This is a genomic window from Methanosarcina sp. DH2 (assembly GCF_020804225.1).
Lineage (GTDB): Archaea > Halobacteriota > Methanosarcinia > Methanosarcinales > Methanosarcinaceae > Methanosarcina.
On sequence record NZ_WJBI01000009.1, the window covers coordinates 1 to 23,097 of the forward strand.

General features: G+C 40.2%; 19 protein-coding genes and 1 pseudogene. 15 read left to right on the plus strand and 5 right to left on the minus strand.

All coding sequences use genetic code 11. The annotated features are described in order from the left end of the window. The 3 genes from FXV91_RS11250 to FXV91_RS11260 all read left to right on the plus strand — a co-directional run. Nucleotides 1-695, plus strand: a 695-nt coding sequence (locus tag FXV91_RS11250) for an IS66 family transposase (protein WP_229390704.1), incomplete at its 5' end; no start/stop codon positions are given. Nucleotides 696-1,106: 411 nt separating this feature from the next. After that, nucleotides 1,107-1,286: a CsbD family protein gene (locus tag FXV91_RS11255; RefSeq protein ID WP_229390705.1), complete on the plus strand. Its 180-nt coding sequence runs from the start codon at nucleotides 1,107-1,109 to the stop codon at nucleotides 1,284-1,286. Between the two features lie 898 nt (nucleotides 1,287-2,184). After that, nucleotides 2,185-2,364, plus strand: coding sequence for a CsbD family protein (locus FXV91_RS11260; protein WP_229390706.1), 180 nt, complete (start codon nucleotides 2,185-2,187; stop codon nucleotides 2,362-2,364). An 11-nt stretch (nucleotides 2,365-2,375) separates the two neighbouring features. Here FXV91_RS11260 and FXV91_RS11265 read toward each other — a convergent pair whose 3' ends face one another. Beyond that, nucleotides 2,376-3,620 carry a hypothetical protein gene (locus FXV91_RS11265; RefSeq protein WP_229390707.1) on the minus strand — a complete coding sequence of 415 codons (1,245 nt, stop codon included), beginning with the start codon at nucleotides 3,618-3,620 and terminating at the stop codon, nucleotides 2,376-2,378. A gap of 287 nt (nucleotides 3,621-3,907) precedes the next feature. Here FXV91_RS11265 and FXV91_RS19790 point away from each other — a divergent pair. From FXV91_RS19790 to FXV91_RS11320, 12 genes and pseudogenes are all read left to right on the plus strand, one after another. Next, a pseudogene (locus tag FXV91_RS19790) lies at nucleotides 3,908-3,999 on the plus strand (hypothetical protein); the annotation flags it as partial. A gap of 63 nt (nucleotides 4,000-4,062) precedes the next feature. Beyond that, nucleotides 4,063-4,194 (plus strand): serpin family protein, encoded by a 132-nt coding sequence (locus tag FXV91_RS11270; RefSeq protein WP_255680272.1) that lies wholly within the window; start codon nucleotides 4,063-4,065, stop codon nucleotides 4,192-4,194. A gap of 952 nt (nucleotides 4,195-5,146) precedes the next feature. Continuing rightward, nucleotides 5,147-5,284, plus strand: a complete 138-nt coding sequence (locus FXV91_RS11275; RefSeq protein WP_229390708.1) for a hypothetical protein — start codon at nucleotides 5,147-5,149, stop codon at nucleotides 5,282-5,284. A 15-nt stretch (nucleotides 5,285-5,299) separates the two neighbouring features. Beyond that, on the plus strand, nucleotides 5,300-5,674 hold the full coding sequence (locus FXV91_RS11280; RefSeq protein ID WP_345945507.1) for a GNAT family protein: 375 nt from the start codon (nucleotides 5,300-5,302) through the stop codon (nucleotides 5,672-5,674). Between the two features lie 354 nt (nucleotides 5,675-6,028). Further along, nucleotides 6,029-9,100 (plus strand): HEAT repeat domain-containing protein, encoded by a 3,072-nt coding sequence (locus FXV91_RS11285; RefSeq protein WP_229390710.1) that lies wholly within the window; start codon nucleotides 6,029-6,031, stop codon nucleotides 9,098-9,100. 48 nt (nucleotides 9,101-9,148) lie between these two features. Then, nucleotides 9,149-9,463: a hypothetical protein gene (locus tag FXV91_RS11290; RefSeq protein WP_229390711.1), complete on the plus strand. Its 315-nt coding sequence runs from the start codon at nucleotides 9,149-9,151 to the stop codon at nucleotides 9,461-9,463. Between the two features lie 172 nt (nucleotides 9,464-9,635). After that, nucleotides 9,636-9,818, plus strand: a complete 183-nt coding sequence (locus FXV91_RS11295) for a hypothetical protein (RefSeq protein ID WP_229390712.1) — start codon at nucleotides 9,636-9,638, stop codon at nucleotides 9,816-9,818. A gap of 441 nt (nucleotides 9,819-10,259) precedes the next feature. Continuing rightward, on the plus strand, nucleotides 10,260-11,468 hold the full coding sequence (locus FXV91_RS11300) for an AI-2E family transporter (RefSeq protein WP_229390713.1): 1,209 nt from the start codon (nucleotides 10,260-10,262) through the stop codon (nucleotides 11,466-11,468). 615 nt (nucleotides 11,469-12,083) lie between these two features. Beyond that, nucleotides 12,084-13,202, plus strand: coding sequence for a transposase (locus FXV91_RS11305; RefSeq protein WP_229390714.1), 1,119 nt, complete (start codon nucleotides 12,084-12,086; stop codon nucleotides 13,200-13,202). Between the two features lie 311 nt (nucleotides 13,203-13,513). After that, a complete protein-coding gene (locus FXV91_RS11310) occupies nucleotides 13,514-13,711 on the plus strand; it encodes a CxxC-x17-CxxC domain-containing protein (RefSeq protein ID WP_048140583.1) in 198 nt (65 codons plus the stop codon). 257 nt (nucleotides 13,712-13,968) lie between these two features. Further along, on the plus strand, nucleotides 13,969-14,289 hold the full coding sequence (locus tag FXV91_RS11315; protein WP_229390715.1) for a tetratricopeptide repeat protein: 321 nt from the start codon (nucleotides 13,969-13,971) through the stop codon (nucleotides 14,287-14,289). A gap of 828 nt (nucleotides 14,290-15,117) precedes the next feature. Next, nucleotides 15,118-15,510: a hypothetical protein gene (locus FXV91_RS11320; RefSeq protein WP_229390716.1), complete on the plus strand. Its 393-nt coding sequence runs from the start codon at nucleotides 15,118-15,120 to the stop codon at nucleotides 15,508-15,510. A gap of 1,122 nt (nucleotides 15,511-16,632) precedes the next feature. On the opposite strand, the gene FXV91_RS11325 is transcribed toward FXV91_RS11320, so the two are convergent. Genes FXV91_RS11325 through FXV91_RS11340 form a run of 4 tightly spaced genes read right to left on the minus strand, consistent with a single transcriptional unit; the run spans nucleotide 16,633 to nucleotide 23,026 of the window. Further along, complete coding sequence (locus tag FXV91_RS11325) at nucleotides 16,633-19,212, minus strand: vWA domain-containing protein (RefSeq protein ID WP_229390717.1); 2,580 nt, start codon at nucleotides 19,210-19,212, stop codon at nucleotides 16,633-16,635. Next, entirely contained in the window at nucleotides 19,209-21,095 is a 1,887-nt protein-coding gene (locus FXV91_RS11330; protein WP_229390718.1) for a BatA and WFA domain-containing protein, read from the minus strand. Before FXV91_RS11330 ends, FXV91_RS11325 begins: the two co-directional genes overlap by 4 nt. A gap of 8 nt (nucleotides 21,096-21,103) precedes the next feature. Beyond that, entirely contained in the window at nucleotides 21,104-21,985 is an 882-nt protein-coding gene (locus FXV91_RS11335) for a DUF58 domain-containing protein (RefSeq protein ID WP_229390719.1), read from the minus strand. A gap of 39 nt (nucleotides 21,986-22,024) precedes the next feature. Then, the gene (locus tag FXV91_RS11340) at nucleotides 22,025-23,026 is read right to left on the minus strand and encodes a MoxR family ATPase (RefSeq protein WP_229390720.1); all 1,002 of its coding nucleotides are present in this window, start codon (nucleotides 23,024-23,026) and stop codon (nucleotides 22,025-22,027) included. Nucleotides 23,027-23,097 lie beyond the last annotated feature (71 nt).

A 23,097-nucleotide genomic window follows, 5' to 3' on the forward strand; every position in this document is an offset into this window, starting at 1 on the left:
GGCTTCATGTAGCTTCTAATGATAAATACACATGTTATTTTCCTCACTCAAAAAGAGGAGCAGAGGCAATAAATGCTATGGGAATTCTTCTGGAGTTTAAGGGAGTAGCAGTTCACGACGGATGGAAACCTTACAACATTTATGACTGTGATCATGCTCTCTGTAATGCTCATTTACAGAGAGAACTTGCTGGAATTGAAGAGAACTATAAACAGCAGTGGGCTAAAGAAATGAATGAACTGCTCACTGAGATGAAAAAGTATACCGACGAATGCAAGGAGCAAGTCAAAGAACTGGATTTTGAGCAAATTAAAGCATTGGAAGAAAGGTTCGATGCTATCATAATTAAAGGAATTGAAGAAAATCCACAATCTCTAAATCCTGAAAAGCAAGGAAAACGTGGAAATAATCCAAAAACTAAAGCAAGGAATCTGCTGGATAGGTTTATAGAACATAAAGAAAAGATCCTGAGATTCCTGACAGATTTGAAAGTTCCGTTTGAGAATAATCAAGCAGAAAGAGATATCAGGATGATGAAACTACAGCAGAAGATATCAGGAACTTTCAGAACAACACAAGGAGCGGAAGCTTTCTGCAGAATTAGAGCTTACATCTCTACAATTAGAAAGAACGGATTACCTGTTTTGGAGGGTATTATAGCGGCGCTCAAGGGAGCGCCGTTAACTATAATCTGAATAGTTACGTATATTTTATACTTTTTTCTCTTTATTAAATATGGTTCCAGCATAATTATAGATCTTTACGGTAGAATTAAGTTTTAGGTTTATCAAAAACTCATCAATTACCCTCGTTGTCAAGATGGGAAAAAATGGGGGAAAAAGCCTTTACTTTTCGGTATACTTGCACTTACTGGCAAAGCTCCCTTCCTTAAAAACCTGAATCGGTAGGCGAAGGTATTAGGAGGATCAGTTCATTATTATAATATGCAATAGATCGTAAATGGGGGTTATCATAGCAGGTAAAGTCCTATAATGCCGATAATTCTCTAAATTCTTCGGCTTACATCTTTTTAAGGGCACTATAGCTGTGATCATTCTCCTGAATTAAAAAGAGAATTTATAAAATAAGAAGAAAGGGGGAGTACTATGAACGAAGGCACTAAGGAAGAAGCTAAAGGCAAGATTCACAAGGCGAAGGGTGAGATCAAGGAGACAGTAGGAGACCTGACTAATAATCCCGAGACAGAAGCCGAAGGGACAGTTGAAAAAAGAAAGGGGGAGGTACAGGAAAAGAAAGGTAAGGTTAAGAAAGCTCTGGAGGATTAAGGAATCCGAAGTTAAATATAAAAGCACTTTAAGGTGCTAATGAATCAATCCAAAATTCATCAACATCAAAATAGTTGAAACAAAATATTTATTACATCGGGAGTGCGGAGGGTCACGAATACCCCGCCCTTAAGGTTGGGGTGGCCGCACTCAATTTGATTTTGGGAAAAAATCCCTCATTTTCACAGGTATCTGTACTTTTTATGCGTTTGCGTAGTAGTGAGGATATAAAAAACATAAACTTTTCTTTTTTCTCTGTCAATTTGTGGAAGATTCAATCATTTCCTACCTTAAACGATATGCTGAGTCTCTATCCCTTTGATTTGCAAAGTTTGTCGACCCTTTTCCCTGTATTTTTAATTCTATAAGAAAATTGATAAAATTATATTAAGGTAGTCTAGAGATTAAGATAGTCTCGAAGCCAGGGAATTTTTTCTATAACTTCCTATTCTGATCCGTCCGGATATGGAACGGGCAAAGAAAAAGAAGGAAAAAATAGAAAAAAGATACGGCGGGTGCTTTTTTGAGAAGAAGTCTTTTTCTTCTTCTTCTACTTCTTTTTTCATTTTCCGAGAAAGGTTGGCTGTAAAGTAGCCGGTAGTAACTTTAGTACCAAAATCAAAACTAAAAACATTTTAAGGCATTGAATAGATATTTAAAAACACATCAATTTAGTTTATATATAAAACATCCAGGCGTCCAGATACCCTTTCTTAAAAACTTTATTAAGCGAAGCTTTTAAAAGTATTATCTCATTATTATAATAGTACTATCAAGTGGGAGTATCACGGCCAGTAATGCCGTCAATTCTCAGGAGTTTTTCGGCTTACATCTATTGAAAGGTAACTGAGCTGTGACACTCCCCAAGATTAAAAAAACCTTGAAACGGGGGAGTATTATGAAATCAAGCACAGACGATAAAGTTGAAGGTAAGTACCACAGGGCAAAAGGAGAGATCAAGGAGACCGTAGGGGAACTGACCGGTGATCGAGATCTGGAAGCTGAAGGTGAAGCTGAAAAAAGAGAAGGCAAGGCGCAAGAAAAGGTAGGCCAAATCAAGAAAGTGTTTGATAAATAAGGAGTGGCGTATTACACGCCTGCGCCTGACAGTGCCGGAACCAGGGATTTTTCCCTAATTTTTTCTTTTTCTGCCTCATTAAGATAAGGAACAAGCAAAGAAAGCGCCTGTGCCCTTCGATATTCGGATTTAATCCCGGATGCCATCCCAAGGGCTTTTTCCAAAATTTCTTTTTTTCTTGCTTCATCCAGATTTGGAATAATAAATGAGAAGGCTTCAGATTTCATGTCTTTATCTTTAAGGTTAGAAGCTAACTGAATGGCTTCTTCTATGATTTCTTCTTTGCCTTGCCCATGCATGCGCGGGGCGAGCAAAGAAAGAGCCTGCACCCTCAGATATTCAGATTGAATTCCGGATACCATATCAAAGGCTTTCTCTATAAGCTCTTTATTCAGGGGCTCATCGAGATAAGGAACTATCAAAGAAAAGATTTGGAACTTTGCATCTCCGTATTGAATGTGAGGGGCGAAGTCAAGGATATCTTCAATAAGTTCTTCTTTTCCTGGTCCCTTCAGGTGAGGGACAAGTGAAGAAAGGACTGTGGCTCTTTCGGCTTCGTCTTGAATATTAGAGGTAAAATAAAGGGCTTTTTTTATGTACTCTCCCTTTTTTGGTCCCTCCATATAAGGAACAATCAGGGAAAGGGCATATGCCCTCAGGTCTCCGTACTGGATATGGCAGGCAAAATCAAGAGCTTTTTTCATAAGTTCTTCTTTTTCCTGCCCGACTTCTAGTTGCTTCAAATTCTGGGTAGTGGTAGTAGTGATGACAACTGTGCTGGTTTTTGCTGTAAATTTTTCAAGCAGCTCATTAAATTCTTCAAGCACTCTGGTTCTATCACCTGAATCTTGAACTGCAGTACCAGCTGAACAACTTTTAAGTGTCACCCTGTGTACAGTCCCGTCTTTAAGAATGGATGAAATTTCTTTAGCTAAAGCAGGGTTCTTTTCAAACGATTTTATAACCTCCTGAACCAGAACCTGTTTTACTTCCGGATCAGAGGGTGCAATAACCATATCTCCTGCTGCCTCTTTTACTTCAGGCAGTGTTCTGGAACACAATTTTTCCCACAATTTTTTCTTAATCGCCCATGCCTCGAGCCCTGCTTTTTTGCCGGCTTCGGCATCCGCTTTTCTGGATCCTATGACCAGATACGGAATTACAGGCTCAAGAGAATCTGTAACTGTTTGTGCCAGTTGCTTTATTGTTAATTGCCCGATTGCCAGTTGACTGATTATTACGTCCTGTTGCTGCATTATTTCATCCTTCATTTACAAAACATTCTGTTCTTCTCTCTTTGATTTAGTTCCACAATAAAATGACTTCAGTAAATTCAAAACCTGTACTTGAATAAATATAATAACAGATAAATACTTTGTTGGAAGCTTTAGAAATCTAGATGGTTTGACTATAACCTAAAAGTTACAGGAGATTACAGTAATTGGCCACAAGCACAGGCTGCATGTGTACTTACCGTGCACTCAATGGCTACCGATATCCCTTCTTTCGAAATGTCATATTCAGTCAGAGATTAAACTGAGTATTGTGTGCTTTCGGTCCTGCAGATCTTACAGGGATCAGTGACAGTCCATTAGAAATATCCAGTGTAATTCACCAAACTTTTATAGATGTGCATGAAGAAGGTACGGAAGCTGCTGCAGCGACAAAGGAGGGAGTGAAGATAGGCGTGAGCATTTCATGGATTCTGAACCAAAAGAATTCAAAGACGACCCTCCGTTCGTGTTCTTCACAGAGGACAGAAGGACAAACTGTATCTTTTTCATGGGAAAAGTTGAATACCCTGAGTATGAAGAAACTGAAGATCTTTAGAGTGGCAGCGAAAAAGAAGCAGTAGAAAAGAAATAGCTAAAATAAAGGTTTGCTATGGCTTGAGATTTCAAAAATCTTCATTTTTTCATTTGGAAAAATTAACAATGCCGGTATCTAAACTCATTCACCAACATGGCTCGTCATCCCGGAGCTAATCGGCATATCCCCTGTCTCAAACTATCTAAAGCAACAGTGTTGAGCAAAAACAAATTTGGAACTAGATAAAAAGAGTGGATAAGAAGCTAAAAATAGTTACTGCCAGGACATCTTGTCAAGAATCCTGATTAAGTCACTTGCCTCGTCATAAGATAATTCAGGCCAACTCTTTTTGTATTCATCGCAATATTGACTAATTTTTTTATGTCTTTCCATATAACGAAGAGACTTTATTACGAGATTTTTTTGCCTAAAATTTATTGTAGAATCATTTAACTCCATAAAATACTCCTTAGATCATATCTTCATTTTTCAGTATTCTGTACTGCAATCAATCAAAAACCCAGAAATCTTAAAAACGTTATACTCTTTGATTGCCATCTATATATATGGCTCACACTATATATACATGCCTACGATGGTATACTTATTAGACATAAATTCTAAAATATCAGTATATAGCTCTCTATCTTTATACAAAATATTGCTGGCATTTTTATATTAACGATTTTTGGTAATATAATTCAATAATATTGGCTTCAAAAACTAGATAAATAATAAAACATCTCTATTCCTGGTTCTTTTTTCACTATTCTCGTAATCCCTGTAACCTGGCTAGACATCAAGGAACGGAATAACTAATTGTCATCTATTGATTGAAAATTATAGCAATACTGATCGAACGTATAGCAAAAAAGAATTGAAAAATGCATTCTGATCTGGTAAATGCTGGGTCCTTTTCCAGACAGGACGTTACATTTGTTGTGCTAAAGCGAGTGATCATAATGGAACATTTATGAGTGTAAGACATATTATTGAGATAACCGAAAATGGCACGGCTGCAAAGCCGATTAACTATCTTAAAGACATGATTAAAGAGGTAATGACCTTAACTGCTGAGTTATATATGAGTGTGGGATATATGCCGCCCTGAATTGGTTACCTGGCGATCGAAGAAAATAAATGTGCAGGCACAGTGCATTCAAGTCACCCCCAAAGAACAACTGCGTGGAAATTGTGTATTTCACTTTTTTCGGAGTTCGAGGGGAGAGGTGTAGCTACGCGGACGGCTCAGGCACTTGTACAGATCGCATTTGAGGCAGTACCGGAAATGACAATTGCAGCGCAGCCCTTTCCTGAAGAAAACACATCAAACAATGTGCCCAGTAAGCTTGGTTTTCAATTCTTTGCTGAATTGGAACATCCAACCGAAGTCAGACTGGCATTGAGGGAAATCTTCATTTCTTCAAGGTTTTTTGGGCCTTCTCTCTATAACAGAAGGATTTTCTTTCTTTTCTCAGAAAACAAAACCAGATCAAGATAACAGGTTTTCATGCAATTCCCCACTTTTTGGGAGTATTTCTGTATTTTAAGGTCTATTTGTGGTTCCACCCAGGTAGCCGGAGTTATAATATCCTGTAGATTTGAATCGAATAAGAAGATGTATGTTTTTATTCATATCTCTGGAAATGTTTCAACTCTGGAAGATTAGCTATCAGAAATTGATCCAGTCCAATTTTTACTTTCATGGAGACATCTCTTTCATGGAGACGTCTAATACTCTTAATACTCTTTTTACTGCCAGCTAAAATTCAAAATCAATACTTATAAGAATAAACCTGTCAAACTGGAATATAACACAGCAGGAACCTAATAGAGCAGCAGTTGGTGGGAATTCTTGAGTGATCAGCCCGGGATACATGATAGGACTTTCAGTCAGGTATCGGATGAGCGGATAAAAGCTGCAAAGCAGCTAGGAGTTCTTTTTGAGGCCTTTCCTGACAGAAAACAGGCTTTTGAAGACCTTTTAAGGCTTTGTTCTGACAGGGATAGCGAGGTAAGGGAGGAGGCCATCAGTTCCCTTGAGATGGTTTATCCTAACGTACCGGACAGGGAACTGGTCTGGGACAGGTTTGTAAACCTTACAGCTTATCCGTCGGAAAGGGTAATGAAAAAGGCAGTAAATGCTCTGATTTCTGTTTTTCCACTTATGCCTGATAAAGACAGGGCATGGAAAGATCTTGTCGGACTGGTAAATTCAAAATCAAGCCTTGAGGATATAAGCAGGGGAATTATCCGTGCGCTTCCAAATGTAATTTCTGAATTTCCGGATAAGGAACAGGCCTGGAAAGACCTGTTTGAAATGACTTTTTTGGATGACCCTTATGTGCGGGAAAAGGCTGCTTCTTTTTTAAATATGATTTTTCCCGAGCTTCCGGATGAAAGGAAAAACGATACATGGGGAGAATTAATGAAACTGGCAGACGAATCCGGGGATCTAAAGGTCAGAGAACGGGCTGCAAAGACCCTTGGAGAGGTTTTTTCCTCTTTGCCTGACAAAAAGAAAAATGAGGCGTGGGAAGAGATGCTGGAATTGGCAGGGAAGTCCATGGATCAGGCTGTGCAGAAGGAAATTCTGCTTGCTCTGCCTTCGGTATTTTCGTCTGTACCTGATAACAAAAAGGCATGGAATGACATTTTCCGGCTTACGGGAGATGAGAGCGGGCCTGTACGAAAGCAGGCAATAGATGCCCTTATTTCCATATTTCCTTATATGCCAGACAGAACCATGGTTTGGGCTGATTTCCTGAGGCTCACCAGGTCAAGGGGCGGGTACGTCAGGGACACTGCTGCAGATGCCCTTGTGAATGTGTTTCCAGGCATGGAAGATAAAGACTCTGTATGGGAGGAACTTATCGAACTTACAGGGGATGAGGACGAATATGTTCGGAGGACCGCAGCTGATACTCTCAGTAAGGTTTTTCCACACGTGTCCGATAAAAACCAGGCATATTCGGATCTGGTGAGCCTGGCTGAAAAAAAGGACAGTTATGTGCTCAGAAGAGTCATAAAGACTCTTGCTTCTGTCTGCCCTCAATTATGTGATGAGTTCGAAATAAATGAAGTAGAGATGGAAGAAGGAGAAAATAAAGAGAAAGAGGAATGGTGGGAAAACGAAAAAAGTAAACCTTCTGGCTTTTACAAACTGGCATCGGAAAAAGCTGCTTTCGTGAGGAGGGATGCAGCACATTCTATGGGGTCTACTCTCTCTGAAGAGGGAGAAAGGAAAGAAAGAGGAGTACAGGATGAAAAAGAAGTGAAGGTTGAAGGGGAACTGAAAAGTGAAAGGGGAGTGAAGGATGAAAGAGAAGTAAAGGGTAAAAGTAATATAGAAAGTAAGCAGGCCGGGGGAACAGAAAACCGAAAACCCGCTTTCGACCTCCTGAGGTTGACAGGTGATAGGGACAATTATGTAAGAAAAGATGCAACAGAATCCTTTGCCACAGCATACCCCTACCTGTCGGATAAAAAAGAAGTTATAGAAGAATTGCTAGGCTTGATCCTTGATCCGGACCCGCAGATGCGGAGAGGTGCAATCGAGTCTTTGCTGGCAGTTTATTCGCGAAAATCAGGTAAAATGCAGGATATCTGGAGCGAACTTCTTAAAGTATCCGGAGACGGGGATATTGGTGTCAGAAAGGGGGCTGCAGGGCTGCTTTCGTATGTCTTTCCAGCGGTCGAGGAAAAATCCGGAATTCTTATTGATCTTGTCAGGCTTACTGAAAGCCAGGACGCCCAGCTAAGAAAAAGAGCTGCAGAACTTCTCGCCGTTGCATTTACATATTCCGATAACAAGCAGAGAGCATGGAACGATCTTTTGAGGCTCACATCGGTTGAGGACAGAGAAGTCCGGAAAGGGGCGGTGCTTGCTCTTGAATCTGGATATACGGGTATTCCGGATAAAGGGAAAGCCTGGAGTGACCTTATAAGGCTTTCAACCCACAGCGACAGTTTTGTGCAGCGAACCGCAACGCGAGCTCTTGGGCCTGCCTTTTTTTATGTGCCTGATAAAACACGGGCCTGGAGAGACCTGCAGGTTCTTATTGATAACCCATATATCTATGTCCGCAGGTATGCACTCCGTTCCCTTGGAAGAGCTTCCCTATGGAGGGCACTGAGAGCAGAAAACGAGGCTGCTTACCTTTTTGGACTTAAGGAGGCTGTCAAATACTTTAAAGAAGCGGCTGAAACCTCTATCGACTCCTCCATCCCTGAGTTCTATTATCCATTTTACGAAACTCTTCTACAAATACTTTTTAGCGACAGCCCTGGAAGGACTGCCAGGCTCGAAAGTGAGAGGTACATCTCAAAGATAGCCCATGAGGTAAAGGATCTGGAAGATAATCAGAGGCTTCTCGAAATTCTGGAAAAGTTCACAGGGCTTCTTCGGGCAGCTGGGAATGTGACTGCCGGAGATTTGCCTGCCCAGAAGAAACTGCTTGAGACCTGCATTGAAGCTTTTGACAGGGTTTCAGGTCCTCTGGAAGTTATGGAAGAAGATATTATCCTTGCGCAAAAAACCGTGAAAAGAGAGTATCCAAAAATTGGAAAGGTAGTTCTGGAACAGAAACTAAAAGAGACACTTTCAGGGATACGGTACAAAGCAAGGACAGCTTGCCTGCAGGCAAAAGGCACTCCCACGGAGAAAATCACGTGCACTGTAAGCCAGAAGGTGAGGGAATGGATCTTCCAGGATCTTGAAAAGGACAGAAAAGAACTTGACAGACAGCTTGATTCTCTGCTCAATATCCTCAGAGCTCAGATTCCCAATGTTCCTGAAAACCTGTACATTTTTGAGAAACTTGAAGACATCAGGCAGGAACAGGACATGCTGGAGCGCTACAGGCGCGTTGGCAGATTCATAGGCCTGATCCCCGGTGTCAGGATGCAAAAAGCTTCAGGCAAATAAGTTTCCTTTACCCCGAAATTTATATCCGATCCTGCCAATCTCTTTATTATGTATGGAGCAGGCATTGAAGTGACAGATGAGGACTTTGAATTTGCAAAGCCCCCTCTTTCAAAAAAATTCATTCGCCTCGTATTCGAAAAGTATCAGCTGGAGTATATCGCCTATTTCGGTGAAAACAGGTTCTATGTCTCAAGGCAAAACTCCCAGGCTCTTAATCCATTATATCCCGATTCCAGCTACCCTGAGGATATTGAACTGGTTTTTGATTTTATGGCACGTGAAAGAATCCGCAGGATAAAATGCGAAAAATGGGTGCTTTTTCGGTCTTCAGTTCCGGGGCTGTTCGACTCTAATGAGCAGTAAATTACGGGCAGTAAACTATCTGTTTACTTTTCAGCAGCAAGTGGTGAGTCTAAGGGACGGAAACGAAAATAAACATCCAGTCACTTTTTTCTTTTGTCCGGGTTATTTATAGTTTCATCACAATATTAAATGCAAAGTTTCTCTTTATCGGTAACAGGAGGGGTATTAAATAATGAAACTATGGGAGTACGATTCTCGCAGGATTCATGGTGTGCACATGCCGCAGCAAATGAGTGACCTTGAAAGAATTGGAAATGAAGGATGGGAACTGGTTCTGATCAAGGATGACATTGATGATGGAGGAACAGTAACTGCAGTTTTCAAACGGGAGAAGAAAGAGATTGTATCACTGTAACTAAATGTTCTTTAAACGTTCTTAAATAATCTCTGAACATTTTATAATTTATTTAAATATCTTTTAAGTAACCTCTGAATATTCCTAAATGTTTTCGGAATGTTCTTTAACTACTCTTAAAATATTCTCTCTTTTTCTTTTTAGCTATACTTTTATTATGAGCTCATCCCAAAACCAGGTTTACTCTAAAATCAATAAGAATCTCAGAACTGTTTTCCGTGATCAAAAACTCTATTGATTATTCAAAATTCACAATTTAGAGGAGTAGTTCTGAGTTTTGGGATCGGCTCTATGATTATTTGTAAATCATTTGATTTTCTTCAATATAATAAGGTTATGCTTTTTAAAAATACAATTAGAAACATAATAATACATGTAGAGTGATGAGTTCTTTTATATTGGTAGTAAGTTATTTATCTACTTCCTCAGTATTTTACATATATGAAAAATTATGACCCTGTTAAGGCTATATATATTGCTATATTCATACTGGTTTCTTTATATGCTTTATACATAACATCTGCTTTTTTTTGTGTTCTTGTTCTCAGCGCCCTTTTTGCATACGTTATTCATCCTGTATACTTTTTTTGTCTCAGATTCATTAAGAGCAAGCAGATTTGCGCCCTGATACCTCTTGGCACAATCCTTCTTATTACGGTATCTTCCGGTGTTATGATAGTGAAGGCTTTAATGAATGAGATTTCAAAGCTGTTAGAGATTCCCAATACAATTAATGGGTTTGCAAGTATGGACCTCAGGCGGATAGTCGGGGTTTTTGAGCCTTTTATCCAGACTCATCCCGGGAAACTGACTGCAAGCATCGGTGCATACTTAAATTCCCTGGTCACTGATTATGTCCCCGAAATCCAGAATAATATTTTCCAGATCTCAACTGACCTTTCGATCCTGATTATAGAGCTGGTCGTAATTATTGTCCTGACTTATTATCTCCTTGTAGAAAGCGAAACTATAGCAACCGAACTCCCAAATCTCTTTCCGGACAGAAAACTGGGAGTTGTATTTCTTGGGGAGCTCAATTACATTTACCAGAGCCTCTTCATAGTCTACTTCCTGACCTGTCTCGTGACCGGCGTAATTGGAGGAGTACTTTACTGGGTCCTTGGGATACCATATCCTCTGATCTGGGGAGTTATAACCTTCATAATGGCTCTCCTGCCGGTTGTAGGAGCAGGCACGGTCTACGGCCTCCTTGCTCTTTACTATATTCTCATACAGGACTTTTTTACGGCAGGTGCCCTGTTTTTCCTGGGGATTATCTTACTGAATCTTGTCCCGGACTTTGTTATAAGACCAAAGCTCGCAAGAAGCCGGGGAGCAATCCATCCAGCAATTACTCTTATAGCCTTTGCGGCTCCCGTCTTTGTTCTCGGCCCTATCGGCGTCATCATAGGTCCTCTTACATACGGGTTTTTGCTTGCAGTCTTCAGGACAAAGAAAATACTTGGGACTCCCCCTGTCCAGACAGACAATTCAACCGCAAGCCCAATTGAAGGTCCGGTTGAAAATACTGTAGAAAGATCCTTTCAGTTGTCGGTTGAAAAATCCGTTGAAAGGTCAGTTGAGGCTTCCGGTGACCACATTTTCAGTCCGGAAATTAACCCATGGCATGATCGAAAAAAAGCTATATGAAATTAATGAAAACCCTGGTATAAACCTTTTAAATTAAAGTAGCCTTTATTTCAGTCGAATACCCCGCTAGCTTGCTGCGGGGATGGAAAACTTCCCCGGTAACCGTTAATGATAATATGATTTATCAATCCCATTTTTTGGTTGTTAACTTCTGCTCAAACTAAATTGTTTAGGGATATTATCTCCTTTAACGGAATTTGGAGCGGTGGCGCGAACATACCCCGTTGCTTGCAGCGGGGTGCGCCAGCGCAACTTTGATTCCGGCTTTATTTTGGTAGCCTGAATTTCGGCAATCTGCTTTTTAACAGCCTCTTGTTCATATCATCTTCTGAATCATGTATATTCGCTTCGAATTCTAGATTAATTGTGTTGATTTTGGATGGATGCCATCTATAAAATCTGTCTATAATATCTGTCTATAGTATCTGTCTATAATATCTGTCTATAAATGCTACTTCAGTACTGTTTGGTTCAGTAAACAAGGTTCAATAATTTCTGATTATATATAACTTTTAGGAGCATCTAAGGCTAATCCCCGTCATTTTAATGACGGGATACAGCCGTCAACTTCTACATAACAACTTTTATTTAGGTAAAATTACATTATACTGTAATATGCCTAAAGTTAATCGTTATAGAATCTATCCAACAAAATCACAGATTACAGAACTTAATTCTACTCTGGAACTTTGTAGATGGGTTTATAATGAAACTCTGGCATTAAGAAAAAACGCCTGGGAATYAGAGCAAAAGCGAATCAGTTATTATGATTCTAAGAAAATGATTCCTATCTGGAAGAAAGATAAACCAGAACTCAAAAATGTTCATTCTCATACCCTTCAAGATGTAACTATGCGTGTTGATCTAGCCTTTCAGGCTTTTTTCCGTAGAGTTAAAGCAGGAGAGAAGTCGGGATATCCCAGATTCAAAGGGAAAGGTTGGTACGACAGCATTACTTACCTGCAATCAGGTTTTTCCTTAAATGGAAATACATTAAGCCTCTCAAAAATCGGAGATATAAAAATCAAACTGCATAAACCATTTGAAGGAAACATTAAACGCTTAATTATACGGAGAACTTCAACCRGRAAATGGTTTGTATCAATACTTACTGATGTTGAAACTTATCAACCACTTAAAAAATCTGATAAGTCAGTAGGTRTTGATGTTGGAATTCTTTCCTTTGCTACATTATCAAATGGAACGTATGTTCCCAATCCTAGATTTTACATACAAGAAGAAAAGGCACTGGCAAGAGCTAACAGGAAGTTATCTAAAGCAGAAAAAGGAACTCCTGAAAGAAAGAAATRCCTTAAAACATTATGTAGAGTCTACGAACGAATTTCTAACAAAAGAGAAGACTTTACTCAAAAACTCAGTAAAAGTCTTGTTGATAATTATKGTATAATCTGTTTTGAAGATCTTAACATTAAGAATATGTCAAAAAATCACAATCTGGCTAAACACATTCTTGATGCTGCCTRGAGTAAACTTGTAACTTATACTTCCTACAAAGCTGAAAACGCTGGTAGAAAACTAGTTCTTGTAAATCCTAAGAATACCTCTAAGATGTGTTCAAGTTGTGGTATGCTGGTAGAAAAAGACCTGTCAGARAGAACTCATAATTGTCCTTTCTGCGGTCTATCTATCAACCGTGATCTTAATGCTTCTATTAACATTCTCAGACTGGGATTGCAGTCTGTTCGTAAAACCGATAGATGCCCCTCATTTTAATGAGGGGAGCAGTCACCTGGACTGATCTGTTAACTGATTTGTTGGCTGATCTGTTGACTGATCTGGTATCTTATAAAAGAATTAATAGTAAAAGTGTTTATAGCGGATAACTCTGAAAGGAGTAGATTTTCACGTATTTTTTCCATACTTTACAGATACCTTTATATATTATATTTGTCTGGTAGGTCTATTAAAAATAAAGAGACGTATAATCTGTTATTAAAAACTCATTTTTGTTTTTAATCAAAGAGCTCTATACAATCTTATTTTTAAACTATTGACTATCCGCTATAAGCGGAGGTGAAACGAAAATGGCTTTTAATGACAGAAATTTCAGAGGAAATTCCGGAGGTTTCCGCGGTAACAGCGGTCCCAGGGAAATGCACACCGCAGTTTGTTCTGACTGTAACGTCGAGACTCAGGTACCTTTCAAACCTGACCCCGAAAGACCGGTCTACTGCAGAGACTGCCTTCCTAACCACAGGACTCCCAGAGAGAACCGCTATTAAGTGTTATCCGTGTAACTGAGTTACATTAACGCTTTACTAATAATTATTCACTTTCCTTTTTTTATATGTCGCTTTTTTAAGTAGATGCAAGCTTCCAGTAATCACTTTAAGTAAAACTTTTTCTTCATTTTATTTTATGTATTTTCAAATTTACATTTAAATAAAAACCTTTTTCTATCTATGTAAAGTTTATATCGAGTTTTGGCTAATTCTACTATAGTTACAACAACTGAAAGGCAATAAATAATTTTATCTCTTTGCAATCTGAAAACTCTGCCGAATGGGTCAATAAGGGCAATGTACTCTGCGAAATCGGGGAAGAAGATGAGGCAATAAAAGCTTATGAGCAGGCAATAAAGTTAAAACCTGATTATGCCGAAGCCTGGTATAACAAAAGTGTTGTTCTTGCTTCCATTGACAAAGTTGATGATTCTATCAAAGCCAGGCAGAGAGCACTGGAATTAAATCCTGAATTGAAAACTGCTATGGATTGCAAAATTGATAATATTCCGTTGTCACTAAATTCTGTAAAAGTTTTCTGGAAACAGGTTGCTTTTTGGATTTCCTTTTCTGTATGATTGACTATCAAATTACAAATGGCAGAATTTTTAGAACCCACTTTCTTTTCTAAGAAAAGCTTGTTGAGCAATCTCTAAAGTTTTTCCCTCTTCTTCATTTTGCCCTTAATTTATTATTTTTTACCGGATTTTCCGAGCTCTCAGGTTCAACCCGGCTGCAAAAATTGTGCTTCTCTTTTATCTTTCAAGCATTGTCTCAAAAGCAACTTTGGGCACATTGATACCTTCTTATTCAAAATATCTATGCAGAGCTTTGAGGATTTTATCAAAAAATTCCGAATATTCACTTTCTTTTTAAGAAAAGATTGCGTTCCCACCTAGATCTTGGAAGTTCCGAATACTTATAAGAGATGCTTTTGTTTTGGGAAGAGGTTTGAGGTACTTGACTCATAGGCTGTGAGTTTTTGTATTATCTCTTTACTTGTGGGGTAGTTTTTCGGAGTGGATGTTGAAGTAGGTCTTTTGGAATAGGTGTTTGCTAGTTGGTGTTGTAGTGAGAACGCAAATTATACTATGCACCCACTGTATATAATATTTTCAACAACTAATATTGTTCTATCTTTATATCGGTTAGTGCATTCATATAACATTTCATTACTGGTATAACGCCTTACTTTATATATGTCATATGCAGTTTCTCCTCCCGTCTGAAGCGTCATTAGAATTATATTTATTTGGATTTTTAAAAAACAATATATAGTACTTGACCCAATTCTTCTTTAAGATTTGATGTCAAATGATTTTTTTTAATTTTGATGTCGTTCCAAAAGCTGAGGAGGAAGAGGTATAAAAAAACTTAATTTAACTTTGGTGCTGATTATTGGGATATTGATCACAGCTAACTCTGCTCATGCCATACCACATGGGACTATAATAAAGGAAGGTGCACTGCTATATCCAGCAGGTCCCTATTTCATAGAGGATCCTCTTCTATTAAGTTCTGAAAATTACGGAGATAATAATACGTCGCAAATATCAAACGAATCTTTTGAAATAACCTCTCCTGAAAAGGAACGCCTGTTTTCCTATAACAATAGTTACAACGTTACTTCAGGGAATCTGAATACTGGAGATCTCTGGATCTGCCCATTAAATCTTTTTTCTATCTATTATGGCCGTAATACGGAAATGCTATATCCGGATTTTTCTCTTCTTTGCTGCTCTACTTCTTCTTTCAGCCTGATGGCTTTATCCACTCCACTCAATGCTACTTCTCGCTAGCCGTCATAATTTCTGTCTATAAAATTGTGTAAATTCAAATTACACCAAAATACTCAAATGAAGAAAAAGAAGCTTGAAAAAGCAGAAAAAGCAGAAAAAACGATAAAAATAGGCATAGAAAAAAGTATTTTTCAGGTAGAATCCAATTCTATTTTGTTTATACTCTGTCAGTTTTTCTAACGTCTCTAATTTTTATCCGTTTTCTATCGTTCTTATTTCTGGGAACTCTTTTCTCTTCTTCTCTCTTATATCTTTTTTGGAAAGACTATCTACTTTGTCGAGAGTGACAAAAACGGCATAGAATGGATAATAATGTTCCACGGGTCAGAGATACTGTAGTTTAATCCTCCGGAGTGAATTCCACTACTAATATCCATAAATTAGTCCTCTTGAGCGAAGCGAAGCGGAGCGAAAAGGACGCGTACTCCCGAGACGCAATTCGGGCGAGACGCAATTCGGGCGAGACGCAATTCGGGCGAGACAAATTGAGGCAGCGATTTCGAGCCACTATCCATGAAAAAATCTTACAGATCGGTTTTATTTTTAAAAGAGGTTGCGTTCCCATCAAAGTATCTGGAAGTTCCTAACTGTAATAAGAGATTTTTGTTTGGGAAGAGGTTTGAGATATTTGTGGGTTGAGAGGTTTATTTCATCTCTTTACTGTGGAGTAGGTTTTGGAGTAGGTGTTTGTTTGCTAGTGGAGTGTTCAGAGATGAGAACGCAAATTATACTATGCAGTTATCATATATAATATTTTTAACACCTAATGTTAGTTTATTATGATATTCTTTATCTTATCCTTGTAATTTTAGTTTATTAGTTTAATATTATATCATTAAACTAATGCAATTGCATATATCTCAGAATCTATCTAAATACATGAGGTCTCTAGCTACGGGTTACCCTTATTTTTGAGTTTACCTTATTCTATGGACGGGGTATAGATTTGCTGGTGTATAGATTTATCATACTTACTTAAATTTTTGTACTTTATGACTTTGCAGATCCCTTACGTTGCAGGTCCCCCATTTCACAGTTTCCTTACTTCGCAGTTTCCTCACTTCGCAGACTTCAGACTATACAGCCTGCTGGATTTTAGATCGATTTATTCCGGATACATCTTCATTTAATGCGTGTGTTATACGTGTGGTGGAGAGTATATAGAAGGTATATCAGGAAAGCAAAGACAAGGAAGTATTTCGTATAGAAGACTTTTGTCATGATTTTTTTCTTTGTGCTGGTTGAGGCGTCATCTATTATCCTTGAGTAGATATCTCCTTTAGTGTAGATTTTCCCTCCGTTTTCAAGTATTGCTGTCCTGAAAAGAGGATTCTCACCAACGTAAGTATATTCGTCCGGGCGGTTTACGGCAGCAGGCCTCCAGGACAAATTCTTGATTCCGGAAGTTTCAGGTATTAACTCCTCGGTCAGGTTTGCTTCAAGAGGGGTTTCGGAGATCTTGTGGAGCCCAAAGGCATTGGCTGTAACATATGATTCGTACATGTTGTTTCCGATGGATGTGATTTCCATTGGTTTTTTGTCAAAATAAAGCTCAGGTGCGCCTTCTTTTCCGGTTGTTATCAGTATTCTGCCCGGCTGGTTCATTTTTAGGTCAGGTATCTTTAGCTGGATACTTTCGGACATTTCAGTATCTGCAACTGCCCAGTTCAGAGTTCTTGTAATTATCAGGCTGTCGTTTCCAGAGTACAGGGGAGCTGCCCAGGGGATCCCGTTACCATTCCCATTGTCGGTCGTAACTGCAACAACCCTGCCTAACCCCAACCTCCAGACTGTGATTACCGGTTTGCCCAGCCTTGTTATAACAAGACGACTTGCTTCGGGTTTCGGGGTAACCTCATTATACCCCAGAATATTGTGGTTTATGTCGGAAATGTTACGGGTAATGAAATGCTTCGGGTCGTAAACTACAATTGATCCGCTAGAATATTCGTCTTCCCGGTCTACGGATTCCTCAGGGTCTTCGGAGAAGCTTAATTTTATTCTCTCTCCAGGCTCTATTCTATTGTAGTTTTCGGATAGGCCTATTTTGTTCATGAAGAGCTCGGCATAGTACTGCCCTTTAGGAGTGACCTGGCGGGTGGTCTTCGGAGCATGTATGTGAACAAAATGGATGCCAATGCCACTGTTTTCGTGAAGGTTTTCTGCACACTGGACTGCTCGCTCGAACCTTAGATCCCCTTCAGCTATGTTACCTATTCCTCCATCAGACACAATTATTATTTCAGCTTCTGCACTGTTATTCTGCTCTTTAAGCAGTGTTCGTGAAGTCATGAGCCCCCTTTCAAGAGATGTGGAATCCCCTGTAGGCGATATTTTACGGATTTCGGCATCAAGCCAGAGTCTGTTTGACTCTTTTGACATATCCACAAACCCGTTTGTGATATCCTGCCCCTTACTCCCGAAGGTGATCACATCTACTCTTGCATCTTTGAGGAGATCACTTTCAAGAAGGACAATGGCGTTTGACAGAATATCGTCAAGAACTCTCCCTCCCTCGCCATTGCTCTGCAAGGTACTGGGTGAAACATCAAGCATCAGGACAATGTTTCTGCCCCCTCTCCAGTTCGAGGGCTTTGAGGTAACAGGAAGGAGTTCCTCAAACTTTGTATCCTGGTAAGTGTCTTCTGCAGGGTAATCAAAAGAAGAGCCACCTCCTATCACTATCATGCCACCTCCGTTAATGATATAATTTTTGAGGGCTCTGGCTTCCATATCCGAGATTGTTGATGCCGCCTGATTGTCAATTATTACGGCATCTGTATTGTTAAGAGAACTGAATGATCCGGCTACTCTTACATCATAGATTTCTTTCATGGTGTTTGCAAGAGGAGAGTCAGGCTCATTTGTAACGAGCAGGACTTTTGGCTTGGGAGTTACGTATACACTTTTCATGTACTGGTTATTGTTCTCAAAATAATCCAGGTTTTTAACACTAATGCCTGCCGGATGCAGGGTTGCCTTTACGGTGTGAGGTCCCAGAGTCTCAAACGTGTGGTTGAAATCTATACTTTCTATTCTCCCGGTCTGGGTAATTTCCCTCTCAATTACTTTCTTGTGGTCGATTGTAATCCTTACCTGGTAGCTCATTTTTTCTTCAGTTGATTTCCGGATATTCACTCTAAAAAATGCCTCATTATCGACTATAGCCTCGTTTTCTCCTTCGAGCTCCACACTCAGGTCCTCTTTAATAGTCTCAGGAATAAGGGCTGCAACAGGAAAATTATTTTTATAGCAATAAGAGAGGGCTTCCTCGACTGGCGTCCCTGAATTGCTCTGCCCGTCCGATACTACAAGCACGTAGTTTTCAGGCGAAGCCTGCTGGATGATAGCATCCCCAAGGGAGGTATGTATCCCTGAAACCGTTGTAACTGTAACAGGGACTCTTGTATTGAGCTTCTCTGCGACCTCTTCGGAGACCCCTTTTTTCAGCAGTTCCATGCTCGCGCTTTCGTCGGAGATTATGGTTATACTGGACTGGTTGGTTCCTGGAGAACTCATCTCTACAGAGTAGGGTGCAGCCAGAGCCAGAATAAGGAGAAAGACCACAAGGGCATGGAAGAACAGATGTCTTTTATCGATCTTCTTCCAGAGCCCGAGAAGCACAAGAAGTGCCAGAGGGACCAGTAACATCAGTTCGCTCATATGTAAAAAATTAAAGCCGTAAGGCAAGTTAAAGGTCATATGATTCTCCTCCTTAACATAACTGCGTTTTCGACCAAGAGGAGTAGCAGTAAAGCGTAAATGAGGTACTTTCGGAGTTTGTCCGGTGACTTTGTACGGAGTTCGTGCTTCTGGATTTCTCCATTCTCACCTGCCAGGGTTAACCTTTTTTCCGTAAAAGTATTTGATTCACTTGAGTCATACAGATTGGCAGCAACAATCTTCTGGTCCAGGCTGTACAGTCCGCATTCATCATAATAGACAAACTCACTGTTTATGGTTTCTGTTGGAGTTTTCACTATAAGATTCTGGTCAAATGCCTGGTATCTTCCTGTGTTCACATTTGTCTCACTTATGTCCCCAACTCCCCACATGTACTTGAGAAGCTTTGACCAGAATACCGGATAAGTTGGAGTAGTGGCGAAATTGTTCCACGCGTCGGTCCCGGCAATATCACTGAACCCTACATAGGTTACTGTCCCGTTGTTTATGTTCCGCATGCAGACTAAAGGCCCGGCTCCTCTGACCTCTACAAGGACTGAAGCATCTTCTTTTGGGACAGCGCCCAGAAATCTGCGCAGATAGACCTCGCTGAACGAAACATCTTCAAAGATATTTTTGCCGCTTCCTGCAGTCTCTATCGTGTAACTGCCTTTTTCTTCTACTGAAATTAGATCTACCGGAAGGATGGGATAGAGTCCTTGCATCTGTAAAGAATCATACAGGCACTCATTTCCTATGACCAGCAGGTCTTTTCCATTTTTTGCGTAAGCTGCAATTTTCAGGGCATTGTGGGTCGAAAGAGGCTTATGTTTTGAGTTTACGATTATGGTATCATATTCTGTAACCTCATCCGGAAGCTCCTTTCGTACATCAACATCAACATTAGGCAACAGGGATATTGCTGTTATCAAGGGAGACTTGCTGACAGCCTGATCGACATCCGTTAACACCAGGATTTTTTTGGGTTTGATCTCAGGGATCGAAATATAGGCAACATTATCGCAGGGTATTGCATCCTCATTCAGGATTTCTACGGTTGATATTCCCTGAGGGATGTTTGAAAACTTTATCTGCTGTGATCCGTACTCTGCAAGCTGTATATAGCTGCTCACCTTTGTGCCGGGTGAAGAGTTAGAGTTGCTCTCCAGCTGGACCTCAAGATCTGCGCTTCTGTCATTAAAGTTTCTAACAGTACATGTGTATTCATATGTCCCGTCATTGCTGTCTTTCAAATATCCGTCCACAATTGCATAATTGACAGTTTTATTGCCTACCTGCCTGAACTCAATCTCCATGTCTTTGGTGTTTGCAATTCTGATGTATGTTTCAGGTGCCCTTCCTTCCCAGTTTTCGAAGTCCGATATGACCACAATTTTCCCGTTCTCATTCTCCTTTTCGTTTATGGCGGTCAAAATGGCTTTGGGCATATCTGAGGGAGTATTTCTCGCCTCAAGGTGGTCAATTACCTCTTTCGCATCCTTTGCATCCAGCGATTTTGCAAGTACCACAGGAATGCTTTCTGCAGCAATAATGGTATTTTCCTGGCCCAGACTGTCTATTGCTATTGACCTTGCTTCATCGGTACGGTCAGGTGCTGTCATGCTTGCAGACGAGTCCATTATGATTATTACCTTTTCAGCACCTGCTTTTACATCATCTATAAGGGGGCCTGCAATTGCTGTTGATATGATAATGAGAGCCAGCAGCTGTAAGTAGAATAGAGGGTCTGTTATTCTTTTATTGATAGTGCGCCGGGAATCAAGCACATTCTGGCTTATCCTTCTAACGAACATAAGGGAAGGCAGAATAATGTTTTTCGGGCGGGGTTTAAACAGGTATATTATTATAAGGGGAATTATCCCTGCAAGTGCAGCCAGACCCTGGGAAAATTCAAAGTCCATAGGCAGGATCACCCTTCACCTATGATTCTAAGAACAGTATCAAATGGCTGGTTTTTTATGCTGACACGGAAATAAGGGATTTTAAAATCGTATGCAATTGTCTCCAGTTCAGCCGTATGCTTTGCATATTCTGCAGCATACTCTTTTTTAAAGTTAGGGCCCACTGTAAAACTGATTTCTTCATTTGTTTCACTGTCAATGAATTTTACTGTTCCATCCACACTTTCAGGCAGGTTCATTTCGGTCTCATCATAAATGTGTACGAGAACAAGCTCGTGCCTGGACAACCTGTTAACGGCATTGCGGATCGAATCGATACTGTCCAGATAATCTGAAATTATAAGCACCATTGATTTCGATTTTATTCTCGGGTATATGGATTCGGCACAATCTGCAAGTTTTGTGTTTCCTCTGACCGAAATCCGGGTCAGGGAATCTATTGTCCGCAGGAAATCGTCCCTTCCTTTTCGGGTTTTTGTGTAATCCACATCATCTGCAAATGTTGCAATCGTATACACATCATTGTGTTTCATTACGATGTAAGAAACTCCTGCAGCTATTGTTGACGCATATTCGAACTTGTCTGGCGTACTGTCAGGAAAAAGCATGCTGCTGCTGGCGTCAAGAAGTATCACCATGTTAAGGTTTTTGTCTTCCTCGAACCTGCGTATGTAGAGTTTTTCCGTGCGAGCGTAAAGGTTCCAGTCGATTTTTTTAAATGAGTCGCCCTGATTGTATTTTCTGTGGTCTATGAGGTCAAGCCCTGCCCCTGTCCTGTTTGACCGGTGACTGCCTGTGTGAATCGCCGTAACTCTCCTGCTGAGCGGGAGTGCATACCTGTCTAGTTGAGTCAGGAATGACGTATCGATTGTGTGTTTTGCGCCAGCCATGTCTGATCGTTGCCTCCAGCCTTTTTCCCGCCGGCTGAATCAGATAATTGTCTTTCTATCCTCCAGAATTTTTTGTATGATTTTATCGCTCGTAATGTTGTTTCTAGCAGCATCAAAAGATAGAATTATCCTGTGGCGAAGAACAGGAAGAGCCATGGAGTCAATGTCCTCTTTATCGACATATCCCCTGCCGTCGAGGAATGCATTTGCTTTTGCACAGAGGATGATTGCAATTGAAGCGCGTGGCGATGCGCCTGCTTCTATCATCTCAGGCATGTTTCGTGTCTGATTTACGACATCAATTGCGTACTTTTTGAGTTTATTTGAGATCGGAATCCTGCGGGTTATCTGCTGCAGCTCGATAAAGGTCTGTTTGTCTATGCATTTTCGTACAGACGGTCTGAAGGCTTCTGCGTAACGGTTTACAATCTCAAACTCTTCTTCGGGGTCAGGGTAATCCAGGCGAATTTTCAGTAAAAACCTGTCAAGCTGGGCTTCGGGCAGGGTATAGGTCCCTTCCATTTCGATAGGGTTCTGCGTTGCAAGGATAAAGAAAGGCCTGTCAAGCAAATATGTCGTACTTGCCACAGTGACCTGTTTTTCCTGCATTGCTTCGAGAAGGGCAGACTGGGTCTTCGGAGAAGCACGGTTGATTTCATCCGCAAGCACTATGTTTGCAAAAACGGGCCCCTGCTTGAATTTAAAGTGTTTTGAGCCCCTTTCGTCTTCTTCGATAATGTCGGTTCCTGTGATATCTGCAGGCATAAGGTCAGGCGTACATTGTATCCTGCTGAATCTCATACTCATAATCTGGGAAATAGTGGATATGGTCAGGGTTTTACCGAGTCCGGGATTGCTTTCAACCAGGACATGCCCTTCACACAGCATGGCTATGAGGATCTGCCGGATCATTTCTTTCTGGCCGACAATAGAATTGCCAATTTCTCTAATAATAACTTCAAAAATTTTGGGGGCTTTTTCATAAGTAGGTTTTAAGTTAAGTTCTGAATCTTCAAGCTGGATTTCCTGTAATTCTCTCATATTGCAACTCCACTATTTTTTAAGTAAATGGTGCATTGACTGCAAATTCGGGCGCTTATATTTTTTTGCGG